At 73.9% G+C, this 15,482-nt stretch carries 13 protein-coding genes; 6 read left to right on the top strand and 7 right to left on the bottom strand.

Annotated elements, in window-relative coordinates:
- Positions 1–4: 4 nt before the first annotated feature.
- Positions 5–1,192, top strand: a complete 1,188-nt coding sequence (locus ACZ38L_RS21615) for an aminotransferase class V-fold PLP-dependent enzyme (RefSeq protein WP_465695922.1) — start codon at positions 5–7, stop codon at positions 1,190–1,192.
- A gap of 114 nt (positions 1,193–1,306) precedes the next feature.
- Positions 1,307–2,065, top strand: a complete 759-nt coding sequence (locus tag ACZ38L_RS21610) for a class I SAM-dependent methyltransferase (protein WP_465695920.1) — start codon at positions 1,307–1,309, stop codon at positions 2,063–2,065.
- A gap of 7 nt (positions 2,066–2,072) precedes the next feature.
- On the opposite strand, the gene ACZ38L_RS21605 is transcribed toward ACZ38L_RS21610, so the two are convergent.
- The 5 genes from ACZ38L_RS21605 to ACZ38L_RS21585 all read right to left on the bottom strand — a co-directional run bounded on the left by ACZ38L_RS21605 (position 2,073) and on the right by ACZ38L_RS21585 (position 8,341).
- Positions 2,073–2,321 (bottom strand): hypothetical protein, encoded by a 249-nt coding sequence (locus ACZ38L_RS21605; protein WP_465695918.1) that lies wholly within the window; start codon positions 2,319–2,321, stop codon positions 2,073–2,075.
- Positions 2,322–2,482: 161 nt separating this feature from the next.
- A complete protein-coding gene (locus tag ACZ38L_RS21600; protein ID WP_465696021.1) occupies positions 2,483–6,430 on the bottom strand; it encodes a Pls/PosA family non-ribosomal peptide synthetase in 3,948 nt (1,315 codons plus the stop codon).
- A 303-nt stretch (positions 6,431–6,733) separates the two neighbouring features.
- Positions 6,734–7,444: a trypsin-like serine peptidase gene (locus ACZ38L_RS21595; protein ID WP_465695916.1), complete on the bottom strand. Its 711-nt coding sequence runs from the start codon at positions 7,442–7,444 to the stop codon at positions 6,734–6,736.
- Positions 7,445–7,462: 18 nt separating this feature from the next.
- Positions 7,463–7,699 carry a hypothetical protein gene (locus ACZ38L_RS21590; protein ID WP_465695914.1) on the bottom strand — a complete coding sequence of 79 codons (237 nt, stop codon included), beginning with the start codon at positions 7,697–7,699 and terminating at the stop codon, positions 7,463–7,465.
- A gap of 123 nt (positions 7,700–7,822) precedes the next feature.
- Entirely contained in the window at positions 7,823–8,341 is a 519-nt protein-coding gene (locus ACZ38L_RS21585) for a DoxX family protein (RefSeq protein ID WP_465695912.1), read from the bottom strand.
- 219 nt (positions 8,342–8,560) lie between these two features.
- Between ACZ38L_RS21585 and ACZ38L_RS21580 the strand changes: the two genes are divergently transcribed.
- Complete coding sequence (locus ACZ38L_RS21580) at positions 8,561–10,780, top strand: NADP-dependent isocitrate dehydrogenase (protein ID WP_396562823.1); 2,220 nt, start codon at positions 8,561–8,563, stop codon at positions 10,778–10,780.
- A gap of 105 nt (positions 10,781–10,885) precedes the next feature.
- Here ACZ38L_RS21580 and ACZ38L_RS21575 read toward each other — a convergent pair whose 3' ends face one another.
- Positions 10,886–11,350, bottom strand: coding sequence for a nucleotide triphosphate diphosphatase NUDT15 (locus ACZ38L_RS21575; RefSeq protein ID WP_465695907.1), 465 nt, complete (start codon positions 11,348–11,350; stop codon positions 10,886–10,888).
- The gene (locus ACZ38L_RS21570) at positions 11,344–12,864 is read right to left on the bottom strand and encodes an SDR family NAD(P)-dependent oxidoreductase (RefSeq protein ID WP_465695905.1); all 1,521 of its coding nucleotides are present in this window, start codon (positions 12,862–12,864) and stop codon (positions 11,344–11,346) included. Before ACZ38L_RS21570 ends, ACZ38L_RS21575 begins: the two co-directional genes overlap by 7 nt.
- A 102-nt stretch (positions 12,865–12,966) precedes the next feature.
- Between ACZ38L_RS21570 and ACZ38L_RS21565 the strand changes: the two genes are divergently transcribed.
- The 3 genes from ACZ38L_RS21565 to ACZ38L_RS21555 all read left to right on the top strand — a co-directional run bounded on the left by ACZ38L_RS21565 (position 12,967) and on the right by ACZ38L_RS21555 (position 15,475).
- Complete coding sequence (locus tag ACZ38L_RS21565) at positions 12,967–13,932, top strand: 2-hydroxyacid dehydrogenase (RefSeq protein ID WP_465695903.1); 966 nt, start codon at positions 12,967–12,969, stop codon at positions 13,930–13,932.
- Between the two features lie 5 nt (positions 13,933–13,937).
- A complete protein-coding gene (locus ACZ38L_RS21560) occupies positions 13,938–15,131 on the top strand; it encodes a cytochrome P450 family protein (protein WP_465695901.1) in 1,194 nt (397 codons plus the stop codon).
- A 110-nt stretch (positions 15,132–15,241) separates the two neighbouring features.
- Complete coding sequence (locus ACZ38L_RS21555) at positions 15,242–15,475, top strand: hypothetical protein (protein ID WP_396562813.1); 234 nt, start codon at positions 15,242–15,244, stop codon at positions 15,473–15,475.
- Positions 15,476–15,482 lie beyond the last annotated feature (7 nt).

Here is a 15,482-nt window from a genome sequence, read left to right as displayed (position 1 = left end):
GGCCGTGCAGTCGGTGTTCAAGGAACTCGAGGACTGGAACGCGGAGTTGCGCGCCCAGTTCCCGATCATCACGGCCAGTCCGGAACTCGCCTATCTGGACAGCGCCGCGACCGCGCAGAAGCCGAGGGCCGTCCTGGACGCCGTGCGGACCTACCTGACCACGGCGAACGCCAATGCGGGCCGCGGCAGTTACCCGTGGGCCAACCAGACCACCGCGCTGGTGGCCCAGGCCCGGGAGCGGGTCGCCGCGTTCCTCGGTGACCCGGCCCCGGACCGGTCGGCGGTCCACTTCGTCAGCGGCGCGAGCGAGGGCCTGCGCACGGTGGCCCGGGACTGGCTCACGGAGCACCTGACCGACGGGGACGAGATCATCGTGCCGTTCGCCGACCACCAGGCGAACGCGCAGCCCTGGCTGGAGGCACAACGGCTGCTCGCCGCGCAGGGGGTGCGGGTCACCGTCCGGGAGATGCCGTACCAGGCGTCCTCGCACGACTACGATCCGGCTCGGCTGGCCGAACTGGTCGGCGAGCGGACCGCGTTCGTGGCCGCCACCCATGTGCACCACGTCTACGGCGGCGACCTGAACGTGCACCGGATCCGTCGGGTGGTCGGCCCCTCCGTGCCGATCTGCCTGGACGCCGCGCAGAGCGTCGGCCACCTGCCGGTCGACGTCGGCGCCCTGGACGTGGACTTCGTGGTGTTCTCCGGGCACAAGGCGATGGCCCTGCCCGGCATCGGGGCGATCTGGGCCCGCAACACCCGGGGCCCGGAGTTCGCCCCCGGCGGCTGGGCCGGCACCCCGAACACCAGCGGGATCGTCAGCCTGGTGGCGGCCCTCGACTGGCTGGACGCCGCCGCCCCGGCCAGGATCGAGCGCTGGACGGTCGCCCTGGCCGCCCGTCTCACCGACGGCCTGCGCCGGCTGCCCGGCTACGAGCTGCTCGGCTGCCAGTTGAGCCTGGCGGTGGACTCGCCGGTGCAGCAGCGGCACGGCATCGTGAGCTTCCGGCACCACGGGACGAGCGCCAACGACCTCGGCTTCGTGCTGTCCACCCACGGCTTCCTGGTCCGTGCCGACAGCCACTGCCAGGCCCGGGCCGGCGAGCAGGAGGACTCGGTACGGGTGAGCCTGCACGTCTACAACACCCCCGAGGAGATCGATCGGTTGCTGGGGGTGCTCAGCGCGCTCTGACCTGACCCGGGCGGCGCCCCGGACTTCATCGAAACGATTTTCGTTTCCATTTATGGACTAGAGTGTGCGCCCGGACCCTCGGTGGTGAGACCCGCGGTGGTGAAAGGGGCATGGATGGGCGTGAGCATGGCGCTGGCCGAGACCTGGGTCGAGCGTTGGGAGCGCCAGCAGGAGCGGTACGCGGTCGACCGCGAGGAGCGGTTCACGGTGATCGCCGACGTGGTGGAGTGGGTGACGGGCCGCCAGGAGCAGCCACTGGTCCTCGACCTGGGCAGCGGGCCGGGCTCGCTCGCGGTCCGGATCGCCGCCCGGCTGCCGCACGCGCACCTGGTCGCCGTGGACATCGACCCGCTGCTGCTGGAACTGGGTCGCACCCACGCCCCGGACGCGGCGCGCTTCGTCGAGGCGTTGATCGGGGCGGAGGGCTGGCTCGACGCGCTGGAGCTGGACCGCCCGGTCGACGCGGCCGTCTCCACCACCGCGCTGCACTACCCGGCGCCGGAGCGCCTGCTGGAGATCTACCGCGAGCTCGCGGCCGTGCTCCGACCCGGCGGCTTGCTGGTCAACGGGGACCACCTGGCCCCGCCGGATCCGGTCCTCGCGTCGCTCGCCGCCACGGTCGGCCACCGGCGGGCGGGGCGGCAGGGGCCGGTCCCCGCGGAGGACTGGGCCGCTTGGTGGGCCGCCGCCCGCCAGGTGCCCGAGTTCGCGGACCTGCTGGCCGAGCGGTCGGCGAAGGCGGCCCCGACCAGCGGAGAGGGCAACGGACTGTCGGTGCTCCAGCACCAGGAGCTGCTCCGGGAGGCCGGCTTCCGCGAGGTCGGTGAGGTGTGGCGGTACGGGGACAGCTGCGTCCTGGTCGCCGTGCGCTGAGCGCCGGCTACGGCCACTCGGCCTCGCCGGCCGTGGTGGCGGAGGGATCGTCCGCGTCCCACACCGTGGCGATCAGGCGCTCCGGGAGTGACTCTCCGCGCCGGGTCGCCTGCTGCAGGTACCGCTCGACCAGGAAGGTGGCGAAGTCGTCGGGAGACCGGCGAAGTTCGCTCTTGGTGGGCGGCGGAAACCTCAACAGCACGATCCCGTCGCCGCCCGCGCGGACTTCGCGCAACTGCCACCCGTAGTTGGGCATGGAGGCCTCCGGCGGTCTCTCGCGCCATCCCCGACCGTACGGCCCGCGCACGCACGGCCGGGCCTGCCTCCAATGTAACCGGGGGACCGGTCGCCCGAACGCCGGGAGCGGCGGGCCGGCAGCCCGCCGGTCCCGCCGCTCCCGGGCTCGCCGGGCCCGGGTCACGCCACGCCGTGACTAGGCCGACGGGGTGAGGCCGGCTCCGACGACGACCAGGCCGCCACCGGGTTCCCCGCCCAGCTGGTGCCCGCCGGCACCTCCTCGCCGCGCATCACCAGCGACGACGCCCCGACCGTGGTCCCCGCGCCGATCCTGGAGCCGGGCAGCGCGATGGAGTGCGGGCCCAGCGCGGCGCCCTCGCCCAGCCGGACCTGGTCCAGACGCATCAGCCGGTCGTGGAAGAGGTGGGTCTGCAGCACGCAACCCCGGTTGACGCTGGCCGCCGCCTCCACCCGGACCAGGTCGGTCTCCGGCAGCCAGTGCGTCTCGCACCACACGCCGCGCCCGATCCGGGCCCCGAGGCTGCGCAGCCAGAGGTTGAGCAGCGGGGTGCCGATCAGCGAGCTGCCCAGCCAGGGCATGGCCAGCGTCTCGACGAAGGTGTCGTACAGCTCGTTGCGCCACACGAAGCCGGACCAGAGCGGGTGCTCGCCCACCCGGAACCGGCCCACCAGCAGCCACTTCGCCAGCGTGGTGACCAGGCAGGCGAGCACGCCGGCGGCGAGCAGGACCACCCCGGCCAGCAGTGCCGCGCCGCCCAGGCCGCGCAGGACCAGCGTCTCCTGCAGGGCCGCGAAGACCAGGTCGCCCAGCACCGCGCCGGCCACCGCCGGCAGCAGCCGGCACAGCTCCACGCCGGCCCGGGCCAGCACCAGCCGGCGCGGCGGGTCGTAGGTGCGGCTCGCGTCGACGGCGTCCGCGACCCGGGGCAGCGCGATGCCCGGCCGCCCCAGCCAGGACGAGCCCGGCTCGGCGTGCGCGGGGGCGTCCGCCAGCACGCCCACCAGGGCATGGTCGGGCAGCTCCCGGCCGGGGCCGACGATGCCCGAGTTGCCGACGAAGGCCCGCCGGCCGACCCGCGCGGCCCCGAGCCGCAGCCGGCCGCCGCGCACCTCGAAGGGGGCCACCAGGGTGTCGTCCGCGAGGAACGCGCCGTCGTCCACCCGGGTCAGCGTGGGCAGCGCGAGCACGGTGGAGGCCTCCACCCGGCGGCCCACCCTCGCGCCCAGCAGCCGCAGCCAGACCGGCGTGAAGAGGCTCGCGTAGAGCGGGAAGAGCGAGCCGCGCGCGGTGTTCATCAGCCGGTTCACCACCCAGGCGCAGAAGGCGACCCTGCCGTGCGCCGAGTGGTCACCGGGGGTGAGCGGGATGCTGAACAGCCGGACCAGCAGGGCGGTCAGGGCCGCGTAGCAGGCCAGCGTCAGCACGGTCAGCGCCGGGGTGTACGCCAGCAGCTGGACCGTCGCGGCGCTCAGGGTCCGGGTGTGCTCGACCGCCGGGAAGCAGATGGCCAGCGCGGGCACGGCGGCGAGCAGCGGGATCAGGCCCAGGCCGGGCAGCGCGAGCGCGTACGCGAGGTCCCAGCGGCGGGAGTGGCGGCCCTCGGGTCCCGGCCGGTTCGCGCCGGCCGGTGCCGGGTCGCCGGTCGGCCGGGCCGGCGAGCCGTGCCAGCTCTCGTGGGCGGGCACCTCGCTCAGCACGCAGGACCCGGCGGCCACCTCCGCCCCCTCGCCCACCCGGGCGCCGGGCATCAGCATGGCGCGGGTACCGATCCGGGCCCCGGCGCCGACCTCGATCGCGCCGACGTGCAGCACGTCGCCCTCCAGCCACCAGCCGGCCAGGTCCGCCTCGGGCTCGACCGAGCAGCCGGCGCCGAACCGGGCCAGGCCGGTGACCGGCGGCGCGGCGTGCAACTCCGCGCCGGCCCCGACCCGGCAGCCCAGCGCACGGGCGTAGCGCCGGGCCAGCGGCGTCCCCAGCAGCGAGGCCAGGTTGAACATCGTCACCACCCGCTCGGCCGCCCAGAGCCGCAGGTGCACCGAGCCGCCCCGGGGGTACGAACCCGGCCGCAGCCCGGCGGTGAGCAGCCGGGCCGACCCCGCGCCGATCAGCAGCCGGCCGGGCCCGCCCGCCAGCAGCGCCAGGCCGCCCAGCACCACCCACCAGGAGGTGTGCGGGGCCCAGGGCAGTGGCCCGGCCAGGTTGTCGAGGGCGGCCAGCGCCAGCACCCAGCGCAGCCCGCTGGTCGTGAACAGCACGGCCAGCAGCAGGAGCTGGAGCGCACCGGCGCGGCGCGGCACGGGCCGCACCCGGCGCTCCTCGCCGGCCGCGACGCCGGTCGCGTCCAGGCGCGCCGCCAGGTCGAGCAGGCCCGGGTGCGCGTAGAGGTCGGCGACCGACACCGACGGGTAGCGGGTCCGCAGCACGGAGACGAGTTTGGCCGCGGCCAGGCTGGTGCCGCCGAGCGAGAAGAAGTCGCTGTCGCCGGTGACCGGCAGACCGAGCAGCTCCTGCCAGCGTTCGGCGAGCCAGCCGGCGGTGCCGGAGAGCCGCGGCTCGTCGGGCGCCGCCGCCCGGCCGGTCTCCGCCAGCGGCCAGGGCAGCGCGGCGCGGTCCACCTTGCCGGAGGTCTTGGTGGGCAGGTCCGCCACCACGGCCAGCACCGGCACCAGCGACCGCGGCAGCCGCTCCAGCAGCCGGGCCCGTGCCGCGGCGGTGTCGAAGGCGGCCCGCACGGCGTCCAGGACCAGGTAGCCGACCAGCACCTGGCCGCCGGTCGGGGTGTCGCGCACCGCCGCGGCCGCCGCGCGCACGCCCGGCAGCGCCTGCAGCGCGGCGTCGACCTCGCCCAACTCGATCCGCCGCCCGGCGAGTTTGACCTGCTCGTCGGCCCGCCCCACGAAGACCAGGCCCTCCGGGTCGGCTCGGACCAGGTCGCCGCTGCGGTACACCCGCGGGCTGCGCAGGCAGCGCTCGGCGCCGAACTTCTCCGCGTCCTTGACCGGATCCAGGTAGCGCGCGGTGCCCACCCCGCCGATCAGCAGCTCACCGGTCCCGTGCCAACCCACCGGCCGGCCCTGGTCGTCGACGACCGCCAGCTCCCAGCCGTCCAGCGGCGCGCCGATCCGCACCGGCCCGCCCGGGGTGAGCAGGGCCGCGCACGCCACCACCGTGGTCTCGGTGGGACCGTAGGTGTTCCACAACTCGCGGCCGGGGCGGGCCAGTCGCTCGACCAGCTCGGCGGGGCAGGCCTCGCCGCCGAGGATCAGCAGCCGCACCCGCTCCAGGCACTCCTGCGGCCAGAGCGCCGCCAGCGTCGGCACGGTGGACACCACCGTGATCCCGCGCTCGACCAGCCACGGCCCGAGGTCACTGCCCGCCCGCACCAACGACCGCGGCGCGGGCACCAGGCAGGCGCCGTGCCGCCAGGCCAGCCAGATCTCCTCGCACGACGCGTCGAACGCGACCGACAGCCCCGCCAGCACCCGGTCCCCCGGACCGAGCGGACCCTCGCGCAGGAAGAGCCGGGCCTCGGCGTCCACGAACGCCGCCGCCGAACGGTGCGTCACCGCCACGCCCTTGGGCCGTCCGGTCGTCCCCGAGGTGAAGATGATCCACGCGTCGTCGGTCGGCTCCGGCCGGCCCGGGCGTCCCGCGGGACGCGCACCGGGGCGCGGAACCACCGTGCGGTCCGCGCCGACCACCGCGCGGACCCCGGCGTCGGCCCAGACCAGCTCCGCCCGCTCGTCCGGATCGTCCGCGTCCACCGGCACGTACGCGGCCCCCGCCCGCAGCACCGCCAGGATCGCCACATAGAGGTCGGCCGTCCCCGACGGCACCCGCACCCCCACCCGGTCACCCACCCCGACCCCGGCGTGGGCCAGACGAGAGGCCAACTCATCGGCCTCCCGCAGCAGTTCACGGTAGCTCAGGACCACCCCGCCGGCGTCCAGCGCCGGCGCGCCGGGCCAGCCCTCGGCGGTCCCCTCGATGACGTCGAGCAACGTCCGGGCCGGCGCGGCCGGCACCACCGGCCACAGCGCACCTCCCCCTGGCACGCCGTCCGTCCGGTCGACCGTTCGGCAGCGATCCAACTGCTGCCACTCCATCGCTGTGTTCACGAACCTTGTCCTCCCCATGAGCTTGCGGGCGGGTGACATGGCGGTTCCCGTCGCCCCCGAACAGTGCGTCGCCGGTCCGGCGGACCCATTGCCCGGCGGGGTGGAATCCAGCCGGCTCCTTGCGGCCGGCCGGAGTCGGGGCCAGTCACCACCTCGCCGAAGCTAACGATTCGTCATGAGGGGGTGATGAAAGGGGCCGCCGGTTCCCTTTGAATTCCATGGGATTCCGAATAGTCCAAAAGATATTCCTGCAACGAACACCAGAGCGAAATATCGCGGAGTTGATGCGCGCTAACCGGATTTGGTGGCGTTCTGCAGCAGATTCGTGACGGTATCGTCGAAATAGGCGCTGTAGGGGGCGCCGGGAGAGTCGCCGCCCTGCTGGTAGCCGCCGATGACGCCGATGACGTGGCCGGTGGCGACGCTGATCCACGGGCCGCCGCTGTACGACGGGCAGTTGATGCGGCGCTGGTGGGCGTTGAACTGGCTGGTGGCGTTGGTGCGGAGCGGCGGGAGGTCGGTCTGCTTCGGGTAGCCGTAGAGGCGGACCGTGGCGGTGAAGCTCTCACCGGTGCCGAGCGGGCTGCCACCGACCACCTCCTCGATCTGCTGCCCGCTGCCGTTGGGCGCCACCCGGAGGAACGCGAAGTCCTGGTCCTGGTTGTGGTGTTGACTCCAGTCCTCGGTGGCGTAGACCTGGGTGACCTGCCAACTGCCGTACGGGGCCTTCCCGCTGCGATAGCCCGGGGCGAGGAGCACGCCGCCCGGGGAGGAGACGCAGTGGGCCGCGGTGATCAGCGGGTTCCGGGTGGCGCTGTGCACCACGCCGGCGGTGCGGAAGTGGCTGCCCGGGCCGACCCTGCCGCTGAAGACCGCGCCGACCCGGTTGGCCTCGGTGCCGGCCGGCGCGGTCTGCGTGCTGGGCGAGGAGGCCGCCGAGTACGGGACGCCGAGGAGGGGGATCGCCGCCGGCGGACCGGAGGCGATCCGAGGGGCTTTCACCTGAGCGCTCTCCGGTCGTCAGCGCGCGCTGAGCAGCAGCGCGAGGAGTGCCGTCAGGCCGAGCATCATGCCCAGACAGCCGCGCCGCCGCCCCCAGCCGCCTCGTCCCGGGCCGAAGGCCCAGAGATCCTCCCGGCGGCGCCGGTCCCCGTTGTGGTGATGGTCGTGGCCACCGTGGTGGTGGCCGCCGTGCCCCCCGTGCCCCCCATGGCCCCCGTGCCCCCCGTGGTGGTGGCCGCCGCTGTGACCGTTCATCTCCCTGCCCCTTCGCACCCCCGGTAACCGTCGCGTGACAGCCTGCCACGCCCGGGCCTGGCCGAGCCGCCCCCGTCACTCGATCGATGGACACGATTCCGGCCGACAGCGGCGCCGGTACGGCTACTTGCGCAGGGCGAGGATGGCCGCCGCCGAGGCCAGGGCCAGTGCCAGGGCGGCGACGCCGTAGGCCGTGCGGTGCGAGCGGAGGCCGGGGAGCAGGCGGTCCGCGGCCAGCCGGCCCGGGCCGGTGAGGGCGAGCGCGGCGGCGCCCGCGGTCAGCAGCAGCTCGTACTCGATGCCCTGCGGGGCGAAGAAGCCGCCGCTCCACTTCACGGCCACGGCGTTGACCATGGTGCCGACGACGGCGGCGGCCGCGAGCGGGGTGAGCAGGCCGGCCGCCAGCCCCAGGCCACCGAGGAGTTCGCCGAGGCCCGCCACCACGGCCATGACGTGGCCGGACGGATAGCCGCTCATGGTGAAGAACCGGCCGGTGGCGTCCAGGCCGCTGCCGCTGATCCAGCCGAGGATCTGGCTGCCGTGGGCGGCCAGGGTGAGGCCGACGGCGAGCCGGAGCACCAGCAGGCCGACGTCCTGGCCGGGGGTGCCGTTCGAGATGCGGTCCGAGTTGAGCGAGGACATCCTCAAGTCTCTCCAATGACAGGGGTGTTGGCGTCATCGTGCCGCGGGTCGGGCTGGCTCGACGTGGTAGTTCAAATTCGAACCACAATGGGACAGTACCCTGAGGTTCAAATTCGAACAACACCGACTCGCCGGTCCGGTGCAGGGGTTGGTGTCGAGGAGGGGCGATCACGAGATATCTTGATGTCGAGACGTTGTAGACGTGAAGCGGAGACCCCGGTGACTGACTCGACCATCATCTATACGCACACTGACGAGGCCCCGGCCCTGGCAACGTATTCCCTGCTGCCCGTGATCCAGGCCTACGCCTCGACGGCGGGTGTCAGCGTGGAGACCCGCGACATCTCCCTCGCCGGGCGCATCATCGCGAGCTTCCCCGACTTCCTGGAGGAGGGCCAGCGCATCCCCGACGCCCTGGCCGAGCTGGGTGAGCTGGCCAAGACCCCCGAGGCCAACATCATCAAGCTGCCGAACATCTCGGCCTCCATCCCGCAGCTCAAGGCCGCGATCGCGGAGCTGCAGTACGCGGGCTACGCGCTGCCGGACTACCCGGACGACCCGAAGACCGACCAGGACAAGGACGTCCGGGCGCGCTACGACAAGGTCAAGGGCAGCGCCGTCAACCCGGTGCTGCGCGAGGGCAACTCCGACCGCCGCGCGCCCGCCTCGGTCAAGAAGTACGCCCAGACCCACCCGCACCGGATGGGCGCCTGGAGCTCCGACTCCAAGACCAACGTCGCCCACATGAGCGCCGGCGACTTCCGCACCAGCGAGAAGTCCGCGGTGATCGCCGAGGACGGCGCGCTGCGGATCGAGCTGGTGGGCCAGGACGGCAGCACCACCGTGCTGCGCGAGTCGGTGCCGGTGCTCGCCGGCGAGGTCGTGGACGCCTCCGTGATGCACGTCGCGGCGCTGCGCGAGTTCCTCGCCGCCCAGGTCGCCCGGGCCAAGGCCGAGGGCGTGCTGTTCTCGGTGCACCTCAAGGCCACCATGATGAAGGTCTCCGACCCGATCATCTTCGGCCACGTGGTGCGTGCCTTCTTCCCGAAGACCTTCGCCCAGTACGGCGAGACCCTCGCCGCCGCCGGCCTGAACCCGAACAACGGCCTCGGCGCCATCCTCGACGGCCTGGACGCGCTGCCCGAGGGCGCGGCGATCAAGGCTTCCTTCGACGCCGAGCTGGCCGAGGGCCCGGCCCTGGCGATGGTCGACTCCGACCGCGGCATCACCAACCTGCACGTGCCGAGCGACGTCATCGTCGACGCCTCGATGCCGGCCATGATCCGCACCTCCGGCCACATGTGGGGCCCGGACGGCAAGGAGGCCGACACCCTGGCCGTCCTGCCGGACAGCAGCTACGCCGGCGTCTACCAGGTCGTCATCGACGACTGCCGCGCGCACGGCGCCTTCGACCCGGCCACCATGGGCTCGGTGCCCAACGTCGGTCTGATGGCGCAGGCGGCCGAGGAGTACGGCAGCCACGACAAGACCTTCGAGATCCCGGCCGACGGCACCGTCCGGCTGGTCGACGCCGCCGGCGACGTCGTGCTGGAGCAGCCGGTCAGCGCCGGTGACGTGTTCCGCGCCTGCCAGACCAAGGACGTGCCGATCCGCGACTGGGTCAAGCTCGCCGTCACCCGGGCCCGTGCCACCGGCGACCCGGCGGTGTTCTGGCTGGACGAGAGCCGCGCGCACGACGCCAACCTGATCGCCAAGGTCAAGGCCTACCTGCCCGAGCACGACACCGAGGGCCTGCGGATCGAGATCCTCTCGCCGGAGAAGGCGACCGCGTTCTCGCTGGAGCGCATCCGCCGCGGTGAGAACACCATCTCGGTCACCGGCAACGTGCTGCGCGACTACCTGACCGACCTGTTCCCGATCCTGGAGCTCGGCACCAGCGCCAAGATGCTCTCGGTCGTCCCGCTGATCAACGGCGGCGGCCTGTTCGAGACCGGCGCCGGCGGTTCCGCGCCCAAGCACGTCCAGCAGCTCCTCAAGGAGAACTACCTGCGCTGGGACAGCCTGGGCGAGTTCTTCGCCCTCGCGGCCAGCTTCGAGCACCTGGCGCAGACCAGGGGCAACGCGCGGGCGCAGGTGCTCGCCGACACGCTCGACCGCGCGACCGGCACCTTCCTGGAGGAGAACAAGTCGCCGAGCCGTCGCCTCGGTGGCATCGACAACCGCGGCAGCCACTTCTACCTGGCCCTGTACTGGGCCCAGGAGCTGGCCAAGCAGACCGACGACGCCCAGCTGGCCACGGCCTTCGCGGGTCTCGCCAAGACGCTGGCCGAGCAGGAGCGGACCATCGTCGACGAGCTGATCGCGGTCCAGGGCTCGCCGGCCGAGATCGGCGGCTACTACCAGCCCGTCCCCGCCAAGGCGGCGGCCGTGATGCGTCCGTCGAAGACCCTCAACGAGGCCATCGCGATCCTCGGCTGAGTGCGGTGAACGGAAAGGGTCCCCGGGCTGCCACAGCCCGGGGACCCTTTCCCGTCCCGCCGGGGTCCCGTCCCACCGGAGTCCCGCCCCGTCGGACGGGTCACGTCAGGCGAGTGGATAGCCGTGCACGCCGGGCGGGAGCGGCGGTGCGCCGGGGAGCCAGTACGACAGCACCCACGCGGACGGCCGGAACATCGGGCCCGGCAGCGCGTCCAGCGCGAACCGCTCCCAGCCGGCGCAGGCATGCGGCTCGGTGACCTCGGCGGGTGCGTCGCTGGGCGGGGCCAGCACGGCCGCGGTGAGCCGGGGCCGGCCGTCCAGGTGGTCGAGCACCACCCCGAGCACCCGCATCCGCTCCGCCGGCAGCACGATGCCGGTCTCCTCGGCCAGCTCGCGGGCCGCCGCCTGTTCGAAGGACTCGCCCGGGTGGTCCACCTTGCCGCCCGGCAGGCTCCAGGTCGGCGGCTCCCCGGCAGTGGTCCGCCGGCCGAGCAGCACTCCGCCGCGACCGCTCGGCACGATCACGCCGGCACCGATCAGCGGCGCGCCGGCCGGCGGGCGGCTCACCACGGCGAGGGCGCGAAGTCCTTGAGGAAGCACCCGTAGAGGTCCTCCCCCTGCTCGCCACGGACGATCGGGTCGTAGACCCGCGCCGCGCCGTCCACCAGGTCCAGCGGGGCGTGGAAGCCCTCGTCGGCGAGCCGCATCTTGTCGGGGTGCGGGCGCTCGTCGGTGATCCAGCCGGTGTCCACGGCGGTCATCAGGATGCCGTCGGTCTGCAGCATCTCCTGCGCGCTGGTCCGGGTGAGCATGTTGAGCGCGGCCTTGGCCATGTTGGTGTGCGGGTGACCGGCACCCTTGTAGCCGCGGCTGAACTGGCCCTCCATCGCGGAGACGTTCACCACGTACTTGCGCCGGGCCGCGGCCGCCGCCATCGCCGGCCGCAGCCGGCTGACCAGGATGAACGGCGCGATCGAGTTGCAGAGCTGGACCTCCAGCAGCTCGACCGGGCCCACCTCGGAGACGGTCTGCACCCAGCTGTTGGTCGCCGCCAGGTCCGGCACCAGGCCGCCGGCGTCGATCGCGGTGCCGGCGGCGATCCGCTCCGGCGAGGCCGAGCCGGTGACCAGGGCCAGCGCGGTGACCTCCTGCGCGCTGAGCAGCTCGCGCTCACCGCTCGCCTGCCCCGGCAGCGCGGGACGGTCCACACTGCCGCTGCCGAAGCTGCCGATCACCTCGGCGGCGGGCAGCGCGCCGGCCGGCAGCGGCGCGGACTCGGCGGCGACCAGCTCGGCGTAGGCGGCGGGGGAGCGGCGCACGGTCTGCGCGGCGTTGTTGATCAGGATGTCCAGCGGGCCGTCGGCCGCCACCGAGTCGGCCAGCGCGACCACCTGGGCCGGGTCGCGCAGGTCGATCCCGACGATCTTCAGGCGGTGCAGCCACTCGGCGCTGTCCGGCATCTCCTTGAAGCGGCGGATCGCGTCGTTCGGGAACCGGGTGGTGATCGTGGTGTGCGCCCCGTCGCGCAGCAGCCGCAGCGCGATGTACATGCCGATCTTCGCCCGGCCGCCGGTGAGCAGCGCGCGGCGGCCGGTCAGGTCGGTGCGGGCGTCCCGGCGGGCCCGGTTGAACTTCGCGCAGGGCTGGCAGAGCTGGTGGTAGAAGGCGTCCACCTCGACGTACCGGGTCTTGCAGACGTAGCAGGAGCGCGGGCGCCGCAGGATGCCGGCGATCTCGGTGGTGGTCCCGGTGGTGAGGCCGAACGCGCCCGCCGTCTCGTCGTCGATCCGGCCGGCGGCGCCGGTCGCGGTGGCCGCGGTCACGGCGCGGTCGTTCGCGGTCTTGGCGGCCCGCGACTCCTGGCGGCGGCGCTGCTTCACGGTCCGGAATATCCCGGCCACCGCCTTGCGGATGGTGATCGCGTCCGGGTGGTCGATCGGCAGCGCGTCCAGCTCGTCGAGGACGTCGAGGCAGAACCGCAGCCGTTCCGGATCGATCCCGGGGCCGAACCCGCCCTCCGGGTCGTCGCTCGTCGGAACCTCTCGTGTCGCCTCGATGGTCTGCCGCTCCTCGCTCGCCGTCATGCCTGTCCGCTGCTTCCTTGTTTGCTGATCCCCGCCCGATACCCCAGGAATGCTACGGAGTGCCTGCGACACGGCCAAACGCGCTCGGTAGATTCATTGCCCATGAGCGCTGAGACCGTCCCTGCCGTGCTGCTTCCCTACCCGGCGCAGGAGATCCCCGGGCTGCCCGGCGGGCTCGAGCCGCACCTCTTCGACGGGAGCGCCTGCGACGGCCGGCCGGGCCCGCCGCCGCCCGAGCTGCTGGCCCGGATCGAGCTGCTGGTCGTCCCCTACATGAACACCCGCCCGGTGCTGCCGCTGCTGCCCGCTATGCCCGCGCTGCGGGCGGTGCTCACCCAGACCGCCGGGGTCGACGACATCCTGCCGCACGTCCCGGACGGGGTGCTGCTCTGCAACGCGCGCGGGGTGCACGACGCCTCCACCGCCGAGCTGGCGCTCACCCTGACGCTGGCCTCGCTGCGCGGGGTGCCCGGCTTCGTCCGGGGCCAGGACGCCGAGCAGTGGCTGGCCGGCTTCTACCCGGCGCTGGCCGACCGCACGGTGCTGCTCGTCGGGTACGGCTCGGTCGGCGCGGCCATCGAGGAGCGGCTGCGGCCCTTCGAGTGCGAGGTGCTGCGGGTGGCCCGGACGCCGCGGGAGGCCGTGCACGGTCCGGTGCACGGGCTGGCGGCGCTGCCCCGGCTGCTCCCGGCGGCGGACGTGGTGATCCTCGCGGTGCCGCTCTCGAAGCAGACCCGGGGGCTGGTCGACGCCGGGTTCCTGGCCGCGATGCGGGACGACGCGCTGCTGGTGAACGTGGCCCGCGGTCCGGTGGTGGACACCGGGGCGCTGCTGGCCGAGCTGACCGCCGGCCGGTTGCGCGCCGCGCTGGACGTCACCGACCCGGAGCCGCTGCCGGCCGGGCACCCGCTCTGGCACGCTCCAGGTGTGCTGATCACACCGCACGTCGGCGGCAGCTCCTCGGCCTTCCTGCCCCGCACCCGCCGGCTGATCGGCGCCCAGCTGAACCGGTTCGTCCTGGGCGAGCCGCTGGCCAACGTGATCGCCCGGGACCGGCCCGTAGGCTGACGCCCATGGCTTCTGAACCGACCTCAGCGATGGATCCGGCCCGCCTGACAGAGGACCCCCACACCGGCTACGCCGAGCTGCGCCGGCTCGGCCCGGTGCACCGGATGACCGGTTCCGACGGGCTGCCGTTCTGGCTGGTCACCCGCTACGAGGACGTCCGCCGGGCACTCGCCGACCCCCGCCTCTCGCTCGACAAGCGGCACGCCCGGCCGGGCAACTACCGCGGCTTCGCGCTGCCGCCCGCGCTCGACGCCAACCTGCTCAACATGGACCCGCCGGACCACACCCGGATCCGTCGGCTGGTCGGCCAGGCCTTCACGCCCCGGCGGGTCGAGCAGATGCGCGAGCCCGTGCAACGGCTCGCCGACGAGCTGCTGGACGCCGTCGAGCCGGCCGGCCGTGCCGAACTGATCGCCGACTACGCCGCGCCGCTGCCGATCACGGTGATCTGCGACCTGCTCGGCGTGCCGGTGGCCGACCGGCGCGACTTCCGCGGCTGGACGGACACCCTGATCACCCCCGACCCGGCGCGGCCCGAGGCGGCCAGGGCGGCGGTCGGCGCGATGCTGCGGTTCTTCACCGAGCTGATCGCGCACAAGCGGGCCGAGCCCGGCGACGACCTGCTCTCGGCGCTGACCGCGGTCCGCGACCGGGAGGACCGGCTCAGCGAGGACGAGCTGACCTCGCTGGCCTTCCTGGTCCTCTTCGCCGGCTACGAGAACACCGTCCACCTGATCGGCAACGGGGTGCTCGCCCTGCTGGAGCACCCCGAGCAGCTGGCCGCGCTGCGCGCCGAGCCGGGGCTGATCGGCCCGGCGGTGGCCGAACTGGCCCGGTTCGACGGCCCGACGCCGCTGGCCATCCGGCGCTTCACGCGGGAGGACGTGGAGATCGCCGGGGTGCGGGTGCCGGCCGGCGAGACCGTGCTGCTCGCGATCGCCTCGGCCAACCGCGACCCGGCGCACTTCGCCGGCCCGGACGTGCTCGACCTGCGGCGCCCCGAGAGCGGCCAGGTGACCCTGGGCCACGGCATCCACTACTGCCTGGGCGCGCCGCTGGCCCGGCTGGAGGGCGAGATCGCGCTGGCCACGCTGCTGCGCCGGTTCCCCGCGCTGGCGCTGGACGGGCCCACCGGGGCGCTGCGCCGCCGACCCTCGCTGCGGGCCCGGGGGCTGCTGGCGCTGCCGGTGCGGTTCTGAGCGTCCGCGGCGCGCCGGAGCGGGGGATCGGCGCGCCGCCGGCCGGGTCCTTTTGCCGCCCGGGATCGTTAGATTGGAACGAGCAGAGGTCCTGCGGTGCCGGAGGACGGGTGAGCTGGATGGGCGTGCCGGACGACGTCGAGCCGGACCTGGTCGGTGTGGTGGGGCGGGTGACCGTTTCGATTCCGGCGCACGGGCCGGGTGAGGTGCTGCTGCCAGTGCGCGGCGGCACCGAGGCGTACGCGGCGTGGGCCGACGCGCCGATCGCCCGGCACACCCAGGTGCTGGTGGTGGAGCGCACTTCGGCTCGGTCCGTCATCGTCGTGCCGTTCCCGGCCGACTAGAGCCCGC

It is taken from the genome of Kitasatospora sp. NPDC024654 (assembly GCF_055559155.1).
The sequence above is the reverse complement of the archived record's forward strand: the minus strand, read 5'-3'. Positions and strand labels throughout refer to the sequence as shown.